This window comes from Brachybacterium sp. SYSU DS0246, assembly GCF_059391765.1.
Genome location: NZ_JBZXYT010000049.1, coordinates 1 through 14,949 on the forward strand (window position 1 = coordinate 1; position 14,949 = coordinate 14,949).

Genomic DNA, 14,949 nt, shown 5'->3' on the forward strand with positions numbered 1-14,949 from the left:
TAGCGGCGCACCGTGCGCTCGTCGACCTCCAGAAGCTCGGCCAGCTCCCCGACAGTGCGTATCTGGGCGGACTGGAGCAGCTCGAGCAACCGGAGCATTCGCGCGGAAGGGCCTGGCATGCTCCAAGTCTCTCCATACCGGGCAATTTCTGACCGGAACCTCCCATAGCGTCGAGACCACAGCCCGTGCCCGGGCCGCTCACGATCAGGAGCTCACTCATGCAGCTTGCCGCCACCCGCATCATCACCGACGACGTCGACCGTCTCGTGGCCTTCTACGAGCAGATCACCGAGGTCGCCGCGACCCGCCTCCATCCTCTGTTCGCCGAGCTGCGGACAGACACCGGCACTCTCGCCATCGCCAGCTCCCAGACCGCCCCGCTGCTGGCCGGTGCGGTCCGCGCCGGCGCGAATCACTCGGTCACCTTCGATCTCCTCGTCGCGGACGTGGAGGCGGCCTATGCCCGGTTGCAGGGCATCGTCGCGACGTTCGTGCAGGAGCCGACGACCATGCCGTGGGGCAACCGGTCCCTGCTGTTCCATGATCCCGACGGGAACCTGGTCAACGTTTTCTCGCCGGTGGGCACGGAGGCGCGGGAGCGTGTCGCGCAGTGACCCGGCGCCCGTTCCCCACGCCCCCAGTCGCCGGTTACCTGTTGCGGCGGCTCGACGACCTGTGAGCCGGCGTCTACAGCGCAGCTGTCGCCTCGAAAGCCGCTGCCGACCGTATGCGCTGCCAGTTCCGGCCACCGCGGGCGAAGGTGGTGACGACGGCTGCGGGCACACTGCGGGGATCGATCGGCTCGTCACGCCAACTGCACGCGCGCACGTGGACCAGATCGGCGGCCACGGCGGCCTGCCGCTCGTCGTATCGCCAGGGGCCGGCTATCGGCCCGAGCCAGTAGTGGCCCTCGGCGTCGCGGGTCCACACGAAGGCACCCTCGGGTGCTTCCGCGAATCGCTCGAGGCGGCGCGCGAGCCGTTCGTCGTGCTCAGCGGCTGCAGCGGTGATCGCCTCGTCCAGCGAGCTCGGCGGACGCTGCAGGACTCCGCCCATGCCGCACACTCCCTCTCGCAGGGCTCGCGCGACGCCCGACCCGTCGGGCACGTCATCGTCCCGGGAGCGCATGGGTGCGCGGAAAAGCGCGACCTCGCCGGAGCCCGCCATGTGCCCTCCCTCCTTGCCTGCGCTGCGGCATCGGACCATTCAAGCCCCGACGGTATAAGCCCGGAAGACAGACGGCCCAGAACTGGACGGCCGCCGTGTGAGCCGGCGTGCCCTGCTCACGCAGGTCCGATTACGCTGGCGGCCGTGACCGACCTGCATCCGGACGAGGCCCCCGGCGCCCAGCCGGCCACTCGGTTCATCGCACGCATTCTGGCACGCGTCGAAAGCGAGAGGGCCTGAGGCCATGGAGATCGACAACCTGGAGCGGCGGGTCGATGACCTCCTGACCGTCGCACGCTCTCTCGTCACCCCGTGATGAGCACCGCGTGAACGAGGTCGCGCTCCCTGTCGTGCTGACCCTGCCACTGCTGCTCGCTGCGATCGTCGCGGTCATGGGCAGGATCCGCGCCGAGCGGCGACGGGCTGGCCCGGCTGCCGTGCTCGTCTCCCGCCCCACGGCCGGCCGTGCCGGACGCCTGACCCGCGCGGGCCTGTATGCGCTGGCGGGTGCGGAGGCGCTGGTGGTCGCCATCTCCGGCGGCGCGGCCGCGATCGGGACCCAGATGTGGCCGATGTTCATCATGACGGCGATCGGTGGGTACATCGCTCTGCACGCGGGGTGGGCAGCCGCGCGGACCTGGCGTCCGCGGACGCGTTTGGCCCTCGGCGGCGAGCGCCTGCGTGGCTTCTGGGACGGCCTGTTCCTCCCCGCCGAGCACCCGGACCCCGAGGCCTGAGCCCCGACGGCGGGACCCGCACTCCCGCGCGGGCCTGATATCGGTGGAGCGCTGCGCCCCGCCGTTCACGCCGCCCGGGTCCGCGTCGTGTAGGCGGTGTGCGCGGCGAGCGCGCCCGTCACGGCCAGCACCGCGACGCTGAAGAGGACCACCGGCAGATGTTCGGCCAGGGGCAGGGCGACGACGGTGATCGCCACCAGCACGGCCGCCGCGAGGAACCGCGACCGGGCGAGGCGCCCGAAACGGGACCGCAGGAACAGCAGGTTGCCGGCGAGGTAGACCAGCGGTCCCGCGGTCGTCACCAGCACGGCCCCTGATGTGAGGTGCTCGTGGGCGAGACGCAGCTCGATGGAGACCGCGACCAGGATCGCGCCGAGGACCATCAGGGCGTGCGCGTAGGCGTAGGCCGAGCGCAGGGCACCGGTGGAGGCGTCCCCGCCGCTGGTCTCGGGCCCGGCGAGTGCGAAGTAGTTCCACCACAGCACGAACAGGGAGGCGAACCCGACGAGCGCGCTGAGGGCGAGGCTCGCGGTGAAGTGACCGTGGTCGACGATGGTCCCGCCCATGAGCAGGATCGACTCGCCGAGGGCGATGATGAATACCAGGCGGTTGCGCTCGGCCAGATGCTCGGCGTCGGTGTCCCACAGGTGCATCGGCGCCGCTCCGACGCCGGGGATGCGGAACTGCGCCAGCGGTGCGGCGTAGTCGATGAGGACGGCCACCAGCCACAGCAGCAGCCGCCACTCAGCAGGCAGCGCGGCCCCGGCGACCCAGAAGATCCCGGCGAGCAGGGTCCACAGCAGCAGCATGCGGTAGTTGGCCGCGAGCTGCTGGCCCCGGTGGGCGACCATCATCAACACCGGGCGCAGGATGCCCATGAACAGATAGCAGCCGACGAACAGCCAGGCCCCGTCGCCGAATGCCGTGGGGATGGCGATGGACATGCCCAGCGCGCCGAGCATGAGCACTCCGGAGAGCAGCTGCACGATCGTGCGGGTCGGATCGAGCCAGTTCATGGCCCAGGCCGTGTAGTTCCACCCCCACCACACGGCGGCGAAGACGACGACGGTCTCCGCTGCACCCTCCCACGAGAGGTGCTCGATCAGCAGGTGGGAGAGCTGGATGATCGCGAAGACGTAGACCAGGTCGAAGAACAGCTCGACGGGGCCGACCTCGGACCGGCGGTGACCGGCGCGGGCCAGGGACGGAAGATTCATAGTGCGGACCTCGTGGAGTACTAGCGGCGAGGACTCGGTGTGCGAGCCGGCTCGGACACCACCGAGCGGTGCTCCTCCGGGGAACGATGGCTCGGCCAGGCGGGCTGATCAGCCTTCGCGGATGGTCATCCGGGTGATCTGATCCCCGTCTACGTCGACGACGAATCGCGAGCGCCCGTTGGCATGGGTGGACCGCCAGTCCCCGATCACCGTGACCATGCTGCCGGACGTCTCGACCTCTTCGACGGCGAGTGTGCCCTCGGCCCCGATGAACTCTTCGTCGCTCCATGCCTTGATCTCGTCCCGGCCGGTGAAGACGCGGCCCCAGTCGTCGACCACGCCGCCGTCGCTGAAGGCGTCGAGGAACGCGCTCTCGTCGTGGCGATTCACAGCATCGAAGAACGACGTCACCGGCTCGGGGATGTTCCGGGCTGCCATGTGCTTGCTCCTTCGGAGGAACGGGATTCTGGTTACCGGGGACGGCCATGGGCTGCAGGCACCGGCGTGACCACGTGCACCGCTCTAGCCATGATCTCGTACACCTGCAGACACTATCCCTTTGTCTCGACACGCACCTTGTGGCGCGCGAAAGGGGCGAGGCCGACGATGTCGACCTCGCCCCGTCACTCACGTCGCCATGATGCCGACGGCGTGCATGTACCCGCTCAGGCGCAGGCTTCGACTGCTCCGCTGAGCGCACCCTCGGTGGAGCCGCCGGTGGTCACGTCGACCGAGAACTCGCCGGCGTTCAGCGCGGCGATCTGGTCGTCGGTGAGCTCGACGGAGCCCGCGGCTCCGCCGTCGGTGCCGCCGGTGGACTCCAGCTGCACCTCGTCATCACCGGTGTTCAGCGTCACCGCCGTCACCTCGGATTCCGTGCCTGCATACACGCAGGTGACCGTGAAGACGTTTCCGTCGAGCGATCCCTGGCACTGCGCCGCTGCACCACTGTCGCCAGATCCGGACATGAGCACGGTGTACTTGCTCGCGTCCGTGCTGCCGCTGCTGCCGCCCCCGGTGAGACCCTCGGTCAGGCCGCCGGTCAGTCCGCCGCCGAGCAGACCGCCGAGGCCGTCGTCGCCCAGGAGGCCGGAGGATTCGAGATCGAGCAGCTCAGACGTGGCGTCCTCGCCGAGCAGGCCGCCGACTCCCTCCGACCCGAGGAGGTCGGTGGACGGGTTCTCACCGAGGAGATCGGAGACCCCGCCCTCACCGAGCAGATCGGACCCGACGTCGCCTCCCAGAGGCCCGGAGAGGGACTCGAGGGTGTTGATGTTGTCCGTGATCTCCAGGACGTCCAGCACACCGGTGGGATTACCGCTGGAGACGTCGTTCAGCGCCGTCTCCCACAGCAGCCGCCACGTGTCGAAGTGATCGCCCGCGAAACCGACGTACTCCTCCATATCCAGCAGCGTCTCGGGAGTGACGCGCTCCAGGATGTCGGACGTATCGGTCGTCTTCCAGAGGTAGGTGGGATCGGTCAGCATCTCGGGCGAGGGTAGGCCGGGCATGATCAGGTCCGACATATCCGCCAGCTGCTCAACGGAATCGACGTTCAGACTCGTCAGATCATTGGTATCCATCGGAATACCGACGCCGCCACACGAGGTCAACAGCGTGACGTAATCAGTGCCGTGACCTTTCACGTGCGAAGGATTGAAAATCGGAATCCACCCCAGCGGGCCGCCGTAGACATCGATGACGGGCATCTCGGAGTTTCCGATTGCACCACTGGCCAGCGACAGCACGAGATTATCGTACGTGTCGTCGGTGTGGTATTCGTTCAGATGGGACGCACTCCCGAGGAGCGGGATGCCGTCCTCGTTGGACCACATGTGGTCCAGGAAGAACGTGCATGCATCGCCACCCCCCTCGTGTCCACCATGGCCACCGCCGCTTTCACCTTCGGCATGGGCGAGGGGAGCAGCGCTCAGCGCAAGGGCTGGAGCAGCGATCGCGGCTGCGATTCTCGCCCACCACTTTCGACCGAGTTTGATTGACATCTCGCGGACCTTTCCGTCGTATGCATGGGGTGCGGAGTGCGTCAGGAAGAACGGTGCATTGGCGCGCAGAAACACAAAGCTGAAAGCAGTCTGTGTCAAGCCTGACACAACACTGAACTTACGCGGCCGTTCACAGGCGGGTCAAGGGGTGCTCGAAAAAAATGCGGCCTCGGGAAGAACTCAGTCACATGTCCAGAAGTCCTTTGACCGTCCGGAGATGCCGTGTACCAGTCGATTCGCAACCCGTCCGGCACGTCCCCTGCGATGAGGCGCCGCGGTGCTCCACCCGTCGCCTCCTCCGCGCCATCTGGTCGCCCTCATCTTCGAGGTAGGGGTATCCGGGCTGCGGGGGCCACGCCGCTCTGCGTACGCTCGGCACCATGGACGGGATCTCTCGAGCACGCCACAGCGCCGGTTCCCGGCGTGGGCCGCGGCACAGTCCCATTAGAGCCCGGACAAGCGCGGAGGTCGCGACCACGTGACGTTCAGCCGGCCCGGGCAGGTCGGTAGGGTGCCCTCCGATGGAGATTCTCATGCCGGTCCTGTTCGTCCTGGTCTTCGTCGCCATCGTGGCCGCCGCCGTCGTCCTCATGACGCACAATCGTCGCCGCAAGGCAGCTGTGCTCCAGGGCTCGGGCACGGCCCTGGAGAGCCTCGCCGAGCAGTGGGGATGGGCCTATGTGCCCGAGGAGTCCGGCTTCGCGGACCGATTCACCGGCTTCCCCTTCAGCCAGACGGCCAGAGGGCGCATCTCGCGGGAGATGCTCCGCGGCACCTACTGCGGTCGGAGGCCGTGTGCCTGCTGTACATCCCGACCCCGATGGCCGTCGGCGAGCGCCGGACCTATCGGCGCTACTACCGGGTCTTCACTCTCCGGCTGGATCACGAGGTAGCGACGCTGCAGGTGACTCCGACGACGAAGGACGTCCGGCCCAGGGGCGACGACGCGCTGGCCCAGCAGGTCCCCTCCGAGGAGGTGCGTACGGCGGTCCATGAGCGCGGGCTGCCGATCCGGTTCGAGGGCGATGTGCTGATGACCTGGTTCGAGCAGAAACAGCCATTTGGCCCGGCCGCGGTCTAGGCCGGATTCACATATCTGGACGAGATCGCCGATCTGCTGCCCGAGGAGTTCGGCAGACCGCGCCACGCCTGGGGAACGCCGTCGGAGAAGAACGTCGCGACCATCACTCCCGGACGCTCTGGTTCCGAGACGCAATCGTGTCGACGGCCGGAACTGTCGAAGGATCGCCGCCGCAGCCGCGGCAGCGCAGGCGCAGCTGGTCGAGGGCACCGGCCTCGCGGGTTCCTGCCGCGGCAGAGAAGACGATCAGCGATTGATCCGTGTCCGGCAGCAGCAGCGTCTCGCAGTCCAGGGCGAGTGTGCCGAGGCGTGGATGGGAGACGGTCTTCGCCAATGAACGCTGGACGGTCGCACGCCCTTCCTCCCACAAGCTCCAAAATCGTTCGCTGCCGCTGATGAGCTCGTCGATCAGGGCGCGGAGATCCAGATCGTTCGGGTATCTGGACAGCGCGGTCCGCAGAAGACCGACGAACTGCTCGGCGGTCGCCTCGTCCTCATCCGGGGTGATCGCCACGCGAACGTCGGCGGTCCCGAGGAAACGCTGCCAGATGAGGTTGGGACGGCCCTCGGCGGGTCGCTGCAGGTCTCCGAGCAAGGCACAGCCGATGGGATTCTGAGCCAGCACGTCGCCCTTCGCCGAGACCACCAGCGCTGGGAGATCGGTGAGGCGGTGGAGCAGTCGCAGTACGCTCGCGCGCACTGACATCTCGACCCGACCGGCAAGCGGCGGAGCGCTGCCGGCGAGGCGGAAGACCAGGTCGCGCTCATCGCGCTCGAGCTGCAGAGCGGAGGTGAGCGACTCCAGGACCTGGTCCGACGGGCAGGATGCGCGCCCCTGCTCGAGCCGCACCACGTATTCGACGCTCAGGCCGGCGAGCTGCGCCACCTCTTCGCGCCGCAGGCCGCTGACCCGTCGCCGGGGGCCGGCTGGGAGCCCGACGTCCTGCGGGCAGAGGCGGGCCCGGGCTAAGGTGAGAATCTTGGCGAGTTCGGCACGGTCCATCGGCTCAGTCTCGCACTCACAATCCGCAACGGGCCCGGGCCCGCGATGGTGGTAGCGGCGCTCCTATTCTCAGGCGTGCCTGGATGACATGACTGCCGGCGAGCACAGTCGAGGCATGCACACCACACCGGATACATCAACCCCTCACGCCACCACAGTTCTGATCACCGGCGCCAACAAGGGCCTGGGCTACGAGACGGCCCGGCGCCTCGGCGAGCTCGGCTGGCGAGTCTTCCTCGGCGCACGGGACGAGACTCGCGGCCGAGCCGCCGCCGAGGCCCTCGCCACCGGCGGGGCCGACGTCACCTTCATCCCCCTCGACGTCACCTCCGACGAGTCCGCGGAAGCCGCCGTCACGGCCCTCGGCGCGCACACCGATCGCCTGGACGTCCTGATCAACAACGCGGGTATCACCGGCGAGAGCGTCGGCCCGCTGGACGAAATCCTCACCCCGGAGACCACCCTGCCGCAGCACCTGATCCCGGTCTTCCGAGTCAACGTGCTCGGGCCAGTTCGCGTCACCCATGCGTTCCTCCCCTTGCTGCGAGCCGCGGAGGACCCGCGGGTGGTGATGGTCAGCAGCGGCGCGGGGTCGCTGACGGTCGCGACAGATCCTTCCCGCCTCGAAGCCCAGGTGGGCCATCTGCTGTATCCCGTCTCGAAGTCGGCGCTGAACATGCTGACCGTGCAGTACGCAAACGGCATCCCCGACGTCCGGTTCAACATGGCCGATCCCGGCTTCACCGCGACCGACCTCAATCATCACCAGGGCAGCCAGACGGTCACCGAGGGCACCGACGCCATCGTCGAGCTCGCCGTCGCCTCCCCCGGACCCAGTCGGGCCTACCGCGACCGCAACGGCGTCGTCCCGTGGTGACGACGACTCCACGAGCACTGAAGGGATCGATGATGACCGACTCGCCCGTGCCGACCTATTCGGTGGCCGAGCGCACCCGTCGCTGGGACCTGCTGCGTGCCTTCATGCGCCGTGAAGGGCTCGACGCGATGCTCGTCGTCGGCGAGCACGAGGATGCCGGGCCTGCACCGTTCGCCTACGACGCGTGGATCACCAACGCTCGTGCAGGCACGACGGTGATCCTTCCCCGCGACGGCGACCCGATCGTGCTGCTTCCCATGGAGATGTTCACCAAGGACCACCGCGAATCCGCACGCCGGGGCGAGGCGATGTGGGTACCGCCGGAGAACCTGCGCATGCCCCGGGACTCCGCGGTGGTCGCCCGCACTCTCCACGAACTCGGGCTCGCTCGAGCGAGAATCGGCGTCATCGGGCTCGAGCCCTACCCGCCATGGCATCCCGAGGGGATCATCCCGTACGGCCTGTGGAACCCGCTGCTCCGCGAGTTCCCGGAGGTCGAGTTCACCCCCGTGGGGATGGCGGTGTCCCGACTGATCCTGCCGCTGGGTGCCGAGGAGATCGCCGTCGTGCGCCGCTCGGCCGAGATCGGCGATGCGATGGCGCGGGCCATGGTCGAGACTGCTGCGGTCGGTGTGCCGGAGAGCGAGGTGTACGCGGCGAGCATGGCAGCCGGCTATGCCCGGGGCACCACACCCGCGGCCATGCATTTCTGGTCAGGACCGGACCCGCTGGCCTCCGGTCTGCCGCCGTGGAGCTACCGACCTCAGACGCCGCGCACCCTGGCCGAGGGCGACATCGTCTCCGCGGAGGTATTCAGCAACATCGGTGGCCGGCATAGCCAGCACCAGGTCACCATCAGCCTCGCCGCACCGCATCCGGACCTGCTCCGTGCCGCGGACGTCGCCAGAGCGGTCTACGACGCCGCGCTGGGGGCGCTGCGTCCCGGCCGCAGCTTCGGCGAGGCGGTGGAGGACCTCCGTGCACCGTACGCCGACGCCGGAGGATGGGAGTTCGGACCCAGCATCCACACCCTGAACCCGATGATCGCGGCCGGTGGGTTCCCTCGCGAGACCAGCCGCCGCATGGCAGGCGCCGACGCGTACCCCTCAGAGCCCGACCACACCCCGACCATGAGCGCCGATATGCGCCTCGAACCCGGGATGACCTTCGCCCTCGAACCCAACTACGTGATCGGACGCCGACTGGCCTACCTCGGCGGCACCGTGATCATCGGAGACGACCGGCCGATCGAGCTGAATCCATACACCGCCCGGATCCTCGAGGCCGGGAGACCGTGAGCCGAATCAATCCTCCCGACGGATCCGACGGCCACGGAACGGCGTGCGGTGGCCCCTCGTGAGGACGGACCTGCACCTGTGGAAAGGAAGCATCGTGAGACAAGAGCCAGAAGCGGTCCAGCCGACCCCTGGAGGCACGACGAACCTGGGCGACCACCCCGTCGCGCGCATCGGATACGGAGCGATGCAGCTGGCGCACGCAGATGAGGCCACGGCGCACGCCATCCTGCGTCGCGCCGCGGAACTCGGCGTCAATCACATCGACACCGCATCGTTCTACGGCAACGGCAGGGTCAACCGGCTCATCCGTTCGGCGCTCGCGCCGTACCCGAGCGGCCTCGCACTGGTCAGCAAAGTAGGCGCCCGCTTCGACGCCGGCCACACCCCGACGACAGTACCGGCGCAGCGTCCGCACGAACTGCGCAGCGGCGTTGAAGTTGATCTGCGTGAGCTCGGCACCGAGCGCATCACCGTGGTGAACCTGCGCCGCATGGACGCCGGGCCGGGGTTCGTGGACGAGGGTGGTGGCGGCGTGCCGCTCGATGACCAGCTCGCCGAGCTCGTGGCCCTCCGCGATGAGGGGAAAATCGGCGCCATCGGCCTCAGCAATGTCAGCGCCGCCCAGCTGCAGGCCGCGCTGACGGCGGGGATCGTGTGCGTCCAGAACCTCTACAGCGTCCTCGACCGCCGGGACGAGGCGCTTCTGGTGATGTGCCGGAGGCACGACATCGCCTGGGTGCCGTTCGCTCCGCTCGGATCGGCCCTCGACCACATTCCCTCACCCACCGGGCATCCCGTGGTGAGGGAGATCGCCGTTCGCATCGGTGTCACATCCGCGCAGGTCAGCCTCGCATGGGTGCTCGCACACGCCCCGAACACCCTGCTCATCCCGGGCACCGGCAGCATCGAGCATCTGACCGAGAACATCGCCGCCGCCGACGTCCGCCTCTCGGCTGCCGACATATCGGCGCTCGACGCTCTCGCCGCGGACGCCACAACTCGCATCGGCTAGTCAGCATGGACCGGGCCGCGCTCGACCCCCTGACCCGCGAGGGCGGCAGCAATTTCTCGTGCCATCCCTTCCGTCACTCCTGAACATGTGTTTAGCATACTGATCATGCGTTCAGACCTCACGGCCCGCGCTCGAATCCGCGATGCCGCCCTCGAGCGCTTCGGCACCGAGGGCGTGGCGCGAGCGACCATCCGCGCGATCGCCGCCGATGCCGGTGTGTCCCCGGCGCTGGTGCTGCACCATTTCGGCTCCCGCGACGGGCTCCGCGCCGCATGCGACGCGTACGTCATCGAGACGATCCGCGGGGCCGCCGGCCGTGAGAGCCAGCTCAGCGACGTCGGTCGACTGGCGGCCAATCTGCAGGGCGCGACCGGGCTGCGCCGGTACCTCGCCCGTACCCTGATCGACGGCACGGCCGCCGCCAATACGCTGTTCGACGAGATCGTCGAGGTGACCGCGGCCGAGCTGGCCACCGGAGAAACCGCCGGCTGGGCGCAGCCGAGCTCGGACCCGCGAGCCCGGGCCGCCGTCTACGTGAGCTGGCTGCTGGCACCCCTGGTGTTCGGCGATCACCTCGCGCGTGCCTTCGGCGTCGACGACCTGCACTCCCCGGACGCCACCGTGCGCTACTCGCACGCGATGGTCGAGATGCTCACCCGTGGCGTCTTCACCGACGACGACGCCCTGCAGGCCTGGGACGCCCTGACCGATACTGCGACGCCCGATCCGCCCGCACCCGACGACGACCGCTCCCCCACCTGACCGCCTCCGTCGGCGAGGACCACGCCGCCCGCAGGCGTGGAGTAAGGACCGTGATGACCGACCTGCATCTGTCCGACCTGCTCACCACACGGGACCGCGACGCGTTCTGGGCCGAGATCGGCACCGAGCCGCCGGTCCGCCGCGCGTTCTACTTCGACCAGTCGCCCGTCTGGCTGGTCACCGGTTACGACGAGGCGACAGCCGTGCTGAAGGACCCTGCATCGTTCAGCAACGACATCAACACCCGGCAGGACACGGTGGACGTGGCAGCGGCTGCCGGCTTGCCCGATGACGTCGCGCCGTACATGACGGAGACCCTCGGCGCCTACGATCCCCCGGACCACGCCCGTTTGCGGCGCCTGGTCTCGCGAGCGTTCACCGTCCGGCGGGTGGAGTCCCTGCGACCCCGTATCCAGACCATCATCGACGAGCTGGTCGACGACTTCCCGGACGAGCCGTTCGACGTCATCGACCGCTTCGCCCTGCCCCTGCCGGTCCGAGTGATCTGCGAGCTGCTCGGTGTGCCGGACGAGGACGCCCCGCGCTGGCAGCAATGGTCGTCGGGCCTGACGGCGCCGGACCCGACCGTGATCGCCGACAGCGCCCGCGGCCTGGTCGCCTACATGTCCGAGCTGATCGAGCGCAAGCGCACGCACCCCGACGACGCTCTGCTCAGCGCGCTGATCGAGGTGCGGGAGTCCGACGGCGACCGGCTCAGCGACCGCGAGCTGATCTCGCTGTCGCTGACGTTGCTGCTGGCCGGGCACGAGACGACGGTGAGCGTGCTCAGCGAGGGCCTGCTGCTTCTGCTGACCCGGCCGGAGGAGCAGCGGCGCCTGCGAGGCGACCTCGACCAGGTGCCAGTCGCCGTGGAGGAGATGCTGCGGGTCGCCGGCCCGGCGGAGATCGCACCGATGCGCTACGCCAGGCGCGACGTCGAGGTCGGCGGCGTGAGGATCCCCGCCGGCGACGCAGTGCAGATCGTCTACGCGACGGCCAACCGGGATCCGCGCCGCTTCGAGGCGGCCGGCAGCACGGACCTCGCCCGTCAGGACAATCCTCATCTCGCCTTCGGCACCGGGATTCACTACTGCCTGGGGGCGTCACTGGCGCGTGCGGAGGCCGACCTGGCCTTCCGGACGCTGCTGACGCGGTTCGACGACCTGAGCCTAGCCACCGACGCCGACCAGGTGCGCTGGAAGCCGGGCATCGCGCGCCGGCTCGAGCACCTGCCGGTGACAGTGACCCGGGCCGCGAGGCCCCGCGGCTGGTGACCTGCACCGGAGACGGAGCAGTCCGCGGGAAGTCCGGGCCCGGGCGGATAGGTAGGGTGCCCTCCGATGGAGCTTCTCGTGCCGTTCCCCTTCGCCTTTGTCTTCGTCGCCATCGTGGCGGCTGCCGTGCTGCTCATGACGCGCGGCCGGCGTCGCGAGAGTGCGCTCCTCCAGGACTCGGACACGGCCCTGCACGACCTCGCCGAGCGGTGGGGATGGACCTATGAGGCCGAGGAGACCGGCTTCGCGGATCGGTTCACCGGGTTCCCCTTCAGCCAGACCGCTCGCGGCCGCATCTCGCGGGAGATGCTGCACGGCTCATTCCGTGTTCGCCAGGCCGTCTGCCTGCTCTACGTCCCGACGCCGATGACCGTCGGCGAGCGCCGGACGTACCGGCGCCACTACCGGGTCTTCACGCTCCAGCTGGCTCGCGAGGTGGCGACGCTGCAGGTAACTCCGACCGCGCGAGATGTCCGGCCGCGGGGCGACGAGGTGCTGGCGCAGCGGGTCCTCTCGGCGGAGGTGCGCACGGCGGTGCGCGAGCGCGGGCTGCCGATCCGGTTCGAGGGCGATGTGCTGATGACCTGGTTCGAGCAGAAGCACTCGTTCGGTCCGGTCGAGGTCGAGGCCGGGTTCGCGTACCTGGACGAGATCGCCGATCTTCTGCCCGAGGAGATCGGCGGAACCCGTCGTCGGCCCGGGTGACCGAACGCGATAGGCGCCACCATGGCGCATCAGTCGCGCTGCCTCCCGCCCCATGGTCGAGCGCGAGATCGTCGCGGATGAGGCCGGCTTCGTTCCCAGTCACGGACTGACTCTCGAACCGTGGCCTGATGCCGTCGCGGCAGCTTCGATAAGCAGCGGTATTCTGCGCGAAAGCGGCTGGCGCAGAACACGAACGTGCACTCCGACTATGACCGCTGGACACGTCAGCCGGCACCGACGAGGGTAGGCCCGGCGGACGCCCTCCGGCACGCCCTCGAGGAGCCGACATGGCGCAGTACATCATCTACTTCAACCAGCAGTGGGTGGGCGAGCACAGCCCCGAGTCGATAGCCGAGCGCGGCCGGCGGGCCCATGACGTCGTCGAGGAGATGAAGCGCGCTGGCGTCTACGTCGTCGCGGGCGGCGTCGACGAGAACCTCGACAACGCCTTCAGCGCGGACGACACGGGCGGGACCCTCGTGTTCACCGACGGCCCGTACCCAGCGCAGGATGCGCGCCTGGGCGGACTGACCGTCGTGGACGTGGCCGACGACGCTGCGGCGAAGCTGTGGGCTGGCAAGCTGGCCGAGGCATGCGGCTGGCCGCAGGAGGTTCGCCGGATCTTCTGACGCGTGCAGGCGCGTCGTCGATATCTCCGATCTGCCGCGATTCCGGCTGCACGTGCACACGGGGACATTCAGGACTGTCCGGGTCCGCGATCCGTGACCTTGTACGGTTCACCCTTCTGGTCATAGGTGATCCATTCGCCGACGGGCTCGCCGGCGTCGAAATGCCCTGAACGCTTGAGCGTCCCGTCCTTCCGGTACCACTCCCAGTACCCGACCGGTACATCGCCGTCGACCTTCCCCCGCGACCAGCGCGACGCTCCGTCCGCGTGATACTTGACGAAGTAACCATCGACGAACTCGGACTGCTTCTTCGGTTCAGCCATGCTCACATCATTCCACTGCCGGTACAGCGGTCTCGTGCCGTGGCAGCGTCTGCACCTTCGCGCAAAGGTGGTGGATCCGGGAATGCGCACTCGCGCGGGGTAACGGCCGGACGGCGCGCCCCGCGAGCAGCTGACCACGGGTCGAACACACGACACCGTCCCGGTCACCATGCACTGGGGCGACCGCGGCGGCGTGCGGCTCAGGAAGCGCGAGCACGGGACGTTGAACCGGAACTCCACCACGTTTCGGCACGGACCAGCCTCAGGAGAAGTGCATCTCGAGTGGCGTCGTCCGCGGCGTCGGATCGCTGCGAAGGCGGCCGTATGTGGCGACGTCGTCCCGCTCCCCATCGATCAGGAACTTACTGCGCTCTGTTCCCTCGTGCACGAAACCAGCGGCGCGCGCCACAGCGCCGGAGGCCGGGTTGTTGACACGGTGACCAAGTTCCAGACGTTCGAGCCCGCCCTCTTCAAGAGCCCAGTTCGCGACGGTCGCGGCAGCACGCGACATCCACCCGCGGCCGCGACCATCGGCGTGCATCCAATACCAGAACCAACCGTTTCGGTTGGACTCGTCCACGCCGATACTCACGAGACCGATGAGCCGATCATTCGCCACGACCGCCCACGGCCGTTGCGTCGAGGCTCCATCAAGCAGATGCGACACGTAGCGTTCCGCATCCTGGATCGTCGAGACATCCCCTTGACGCTGCATATCGGTGTTCGAGGCGAACCCCCTGCCGTCAGGCTGGCTGTGAGTCATGGAGGCGTAGCCGCGGTGTGGCCGCGTCAGGAGAGGAGAAGCCCGTGTCGATCAGCCCCGGCTATACCGAGGACGAGATCCGTGAGATGGTTTACCAC

The 14,949-nt window shown here is 68.6% G+C and carries 17 protein-coding genes; 10 read left to right on the top strand and 7 right to left on the bottom strand.

All coding sequences use genetic code 11. The annotated features are described in order from the left end of the window. The first annotated feature begins 218 nt into the window (after window positions 1-218). Entirely contained in the window at window positions 219-614 is a 396-nt protein-coding gene (locus tag AC5020_RS16340) for a VOC family protein (RefSeq protein ID WP_464989055.1), read from the top strand. 73 nt (window positions 615-687) lie between these two features. On the opposite strand, the gene AC5020_RS16345 is transcribed toward AC5020_RS16340, so the two are convergent. Next, window positions 688-1,167 (bottom strand): GAF domain-containing protein, encoded by a 480-nt coding sequence (locus AC5020_RS16345; RefSeq protein ID WP_464989056.1) that lies wholly within the window; start codon window positions 1,165-1,167, stop codon window positions 688-690. Between the two features lie 326 nt (window positions 1,168-1,493). On the opposite strand from AC5020_RS16345, the gene AC5020_RS16350 reads away from it, so the two are divergent. Beyond that, window positions 1,494-1,904: a hypothetical protein gene (locus tag AC5020_RS16350; RefSeq protein ID WP_464989057.1), complete on the top strand. Its 411-nt coding sequence runs from the start codon at window positions 1,494-1,496 to the stop codon at window positions 1,902-1,904. 65 nt (window positions 1,905-1,969) lie between these two features. Here AC5020_RS16350 and AC5020_RS16355 read toward each other — a convergent pair whose 3' ends face one another. From AC5020_RS16355 to AC5020_RS16365, 3 genes are all read right to left on the bottom strand, one after another. After that, a complete protein-coding gene (locus AC5020_RS16355; protein WP_464989058.1) occupies window positions 1,970-3,121 on the bottom strand; it encodes a low temperature requirement protein A in 1,152 nt (383 codons plus the stop codon). Window positions 3,122-3,229: 108 nt separating this feature from the next. After that, complete coding sequence (locus AC5020_RS16360; protein ID WP_464989059.1) at window positions 3,230-3,559, bottom strand: nuclear transport factor 2 family protein; 330 nt, start codon at window positions 3,557-3,559, stop codon at window positions 3,230-3,232. A gap of 227 nt (window positions 3,560-3,786) precedes the next feature. After that, window positions 3,787-5,223, bottom strand: a complete 1,437-nt coding sequence (locus tag AC5020_RS16365) for a hypothetical protein (protein ID WP_464989060.1) — start codon at window positions 5,221-5,223, stop codon at window positions 3,787-3,789. Between the two features lie 694 nt (window positions 5,224-5,917). On the opposite strand from AC5020_RS16365, the gene AC5020_RS16370 reads away from it, so the two are divergent. Beyond that, window positions 5,918-6,205: a hypothetical protein gene (locus tag AC5020_RS16370; RefSeq protein ID WP_464989061.1), complete on the top strand. Its 288-nt coding sequence runs from the start codon at window positions 5,918-5,920 to the stop codon at window positions 6,203-6,205. Window positions 6,206-6,308: 103 nt separating this feature from the next. Here the strand turns inward: AC5020_RS16370 and AC5020_RS16375 are convergent, their stop codons facing one another. Continuing rightward, window positions 6,309-7,208 (bottom strand): helix-turn-helix transcriptional regulator, encoded by a 900-nt coding sequence (locus AC5020_RS16375; RefSeq protein WP_464989062.1) that lies wholly within the window; start codon window positions 7,206-7,208, stop codon window positions 6,309-6,311. 115 nt (window positions 7,209-7,323) lie between these two features. On the opposite strand from AC5020_RS16375, the gene AC5020_RS16380 reads away from it, so the two are divergent. From AC5020_RS16380 to AC5020_RS16410, 7 genes are all read left to right on the top strand, one after another. Next, window positions 7,324-8,085 carry an SDR family NAD(P)-dependent oxidoreductase gene (locus AC5020_RS16380; RefSeq protein WP_464989063.1) on the top strand — a complete coding sequence of 254 codons (762 nt, stop codon included), beginning with the start codon at window positions 7,324-7,326 and terminating at the stop codon, window positions 8,083-8,085. 29 nt (window positions 8,086-8,114) lie between these two features. Further along, window positions 8,115-9,383 (top strand): M24 family metallopeptidase, encoded by a 1,269-nt coding sequence (locus AC5020_RS16385; protein WP_464989064.1) that lies wholly within the window; start codon window positions 8,115-8,117, stop codon window positions 9,381-9,383. 94 nt (window positions 9,384-9,477) lie between these two features. Then, window positions 9,478-10,395 (top strand): aldo/keto reductase, encoded by a 918-nt coding sequence (locus AC5020_RS16390; protein WP_464989065.1) that lies wholly within the window; start codon window positions 9,478-9,480, stop codon window positions 10,393-10,395. A gap of 105 nt (window positions 10,396-10,500) precedes the next feature. Continuing rightward, window positions 10,501-11,157 (top strand): TetR/AcrR family transcriptional regulator, encoded by a 657-nt coding sequence (locus AC5020_RS16395; protein WP_464989066.1) that lies wholly within the window; start codon window positions 10,501-10,503, stop codon window positions 11,155-11,157. A 53-nt stretch (window positions 11,158-11,210) separates the two neighbouring features. Further along, window positions 11,211-12,431 (top strand): cytochrome P450 family protein, encoded by a 1,221-nt coding sequence (locus tag AC5020_RS16400; RefSeq protein WP_464989067.1) that lies wholly within the window; start codon window positions 11,211-11,213, stop codon window positions 12,429-12,431. A gap of 66 nt (window positions 12,432-12,497) precedes the next feature. Beyond that, window positions 12,498-13,136, top strand: a complete 639-nt coding sequence (locus AC5020_RS16405; RefSeq protein WP_464989068.1) for a hypothetical protein — start codon at window positions 12,498-12,500, stop codon at window positions 13,134-13,136. Window positions 13,137-13,423: 287 nt separating this feature from the next. Further along, window positions 13,424-13,765, top strand: coding sequence for a YciI family protein (locus tag AC5020_RS16410; RefSeq protein WP_464989069.1), 342 nt, complete (start codon window positions 13,424-13,426; stop codon window positions 13,763-13,765). A gap of 68 nt (window positions 13,766-13,833) precedes the next feature. Here the strand turns inward: AC5020_RS16410 and AC5020_RS16415 are convergent, their stop codons facing one another. Both AC5020_RS16415 and AC5020_RS16420 read right to left on the bottom strand, forming a co-directional pair. Continuing rightward, complete coding sequence (locus tag AC5020_RS16415; RefSeq protein ID WP_464989070.1) at window positions 13,834-14,088, bottom strand: toxin-antitoxin system YwqK family antitoxin; 255 nt, start codon at window positions 14,086-14,088, stop codon at window positions 13,834-13,836. A gap of 262 nt (window positions 14,089-14,350) precedes the next feature. After that, on the bottom strand, window positions 14,351-14,851 hold the full coding sequence (locus AC5020_RS16420; protein WP_464989071.1) for a GNAT family N-acetyltransferase: 501 nt from the start codon (window positions 14,849-14,851) through the stop codon (window positions 14,351-14,353). Between the last annotated feature and the right edge of the window lie 98 nt (window positions 14,852-14,949).

Bases quoted from the DNA above. Each gene is read 5' to 3' on its own strand.
- AC5020_RS16340 (WP_464989055.1), top strand. From the start codon at position 219: ATGCAGCTTGCCGCCACCCGCATCATCACCGACGACGTCGACCGTCTC.
- AC5020_RS16345 (WP_464989056.1), bottom strand. From the start codon at position 1,167: ATGGCGGGCTCCGGCGAGGTCGCGCTTTTCCGCGCACCCATGCGCTCC.
- AC5020_RS16355 (WP_464989058.1), bottom strand. From the start codon at position 3,121: ATGAATCTTCCGTCCCTGGCCCGCGCCGGTCACCGCCGGTCCGAGGTC.
- AC5020_RS16360 (WP_464989059.1), bottom strand. From the start codon at position 3,559: ATGGCAGCCCGGAACATCCCCGAGCCGGTGACGTCGTTCTTCGATGCT.
- AC5020_RS16375 (WP_464989062.1), bottom strand. From the start codon at position 7,208: ATGGACCGTGCCGAACTCGCCAAGATTCTCACCTTAGCCCGGGCCCGC.
- AC5020_RS16380 (WP_464989063.1), top strand. From the start codon at position 7,324: ATGCACACCACACCGGATACATCAACCCCTCACGCCACCACAGTTCTG.
- AC5020_RS16385 (WP_464989064.1), top strand. From the start codon at position 8,115: ATGATGACCGACTCGCCCGTGCCGACCTATTCGGTGGCCGAGCGCACC.
- AC5020_RS16395 (WP_464989066.1), top strand. From the start codon at position 10,501: ATGCGTTCAGACCTCACGGCCCGCGCTCGAATCCGCGATGCCGCCCTC.
- AC5020_RS16400 (WP_464989067.1), top strand. From the start codon at position 11,211: ATGACCGACCTGCATCTGTCCGACCTGCTCACCACACGGGACCGCGAC.
- AC5020_RS16405 (WP_464989068.1), top strand. From the start codon at position 12,498: ATGGAGCTTCTCGTGCCGTTCCCCTTCGCCTTTGTCTTCGTCGCCATC.
- AC5020_RS16410 (WP_464989069.1), top strand. From the start codon at position 13,424: ATGGCGCAGTACATCATCTACTTCAACCAGCAGTGGGTGGGCGAGCAC.
- AC5020_RS16415 (WP_464989070.1), bottom strand. From the start codon at position 14,088: ATGGCTGAACCGAAGAAGCAGTCCGAGTTCGTCGATGGTTACTTCGTC.
- AC5020_RS16420 (WP_464989071.1), bottom strand. From the start codon at position 14,851: ATGACTCACAGCCAGCCTGACGGCAGGGGGTTCGCCTCGAACACCGAT.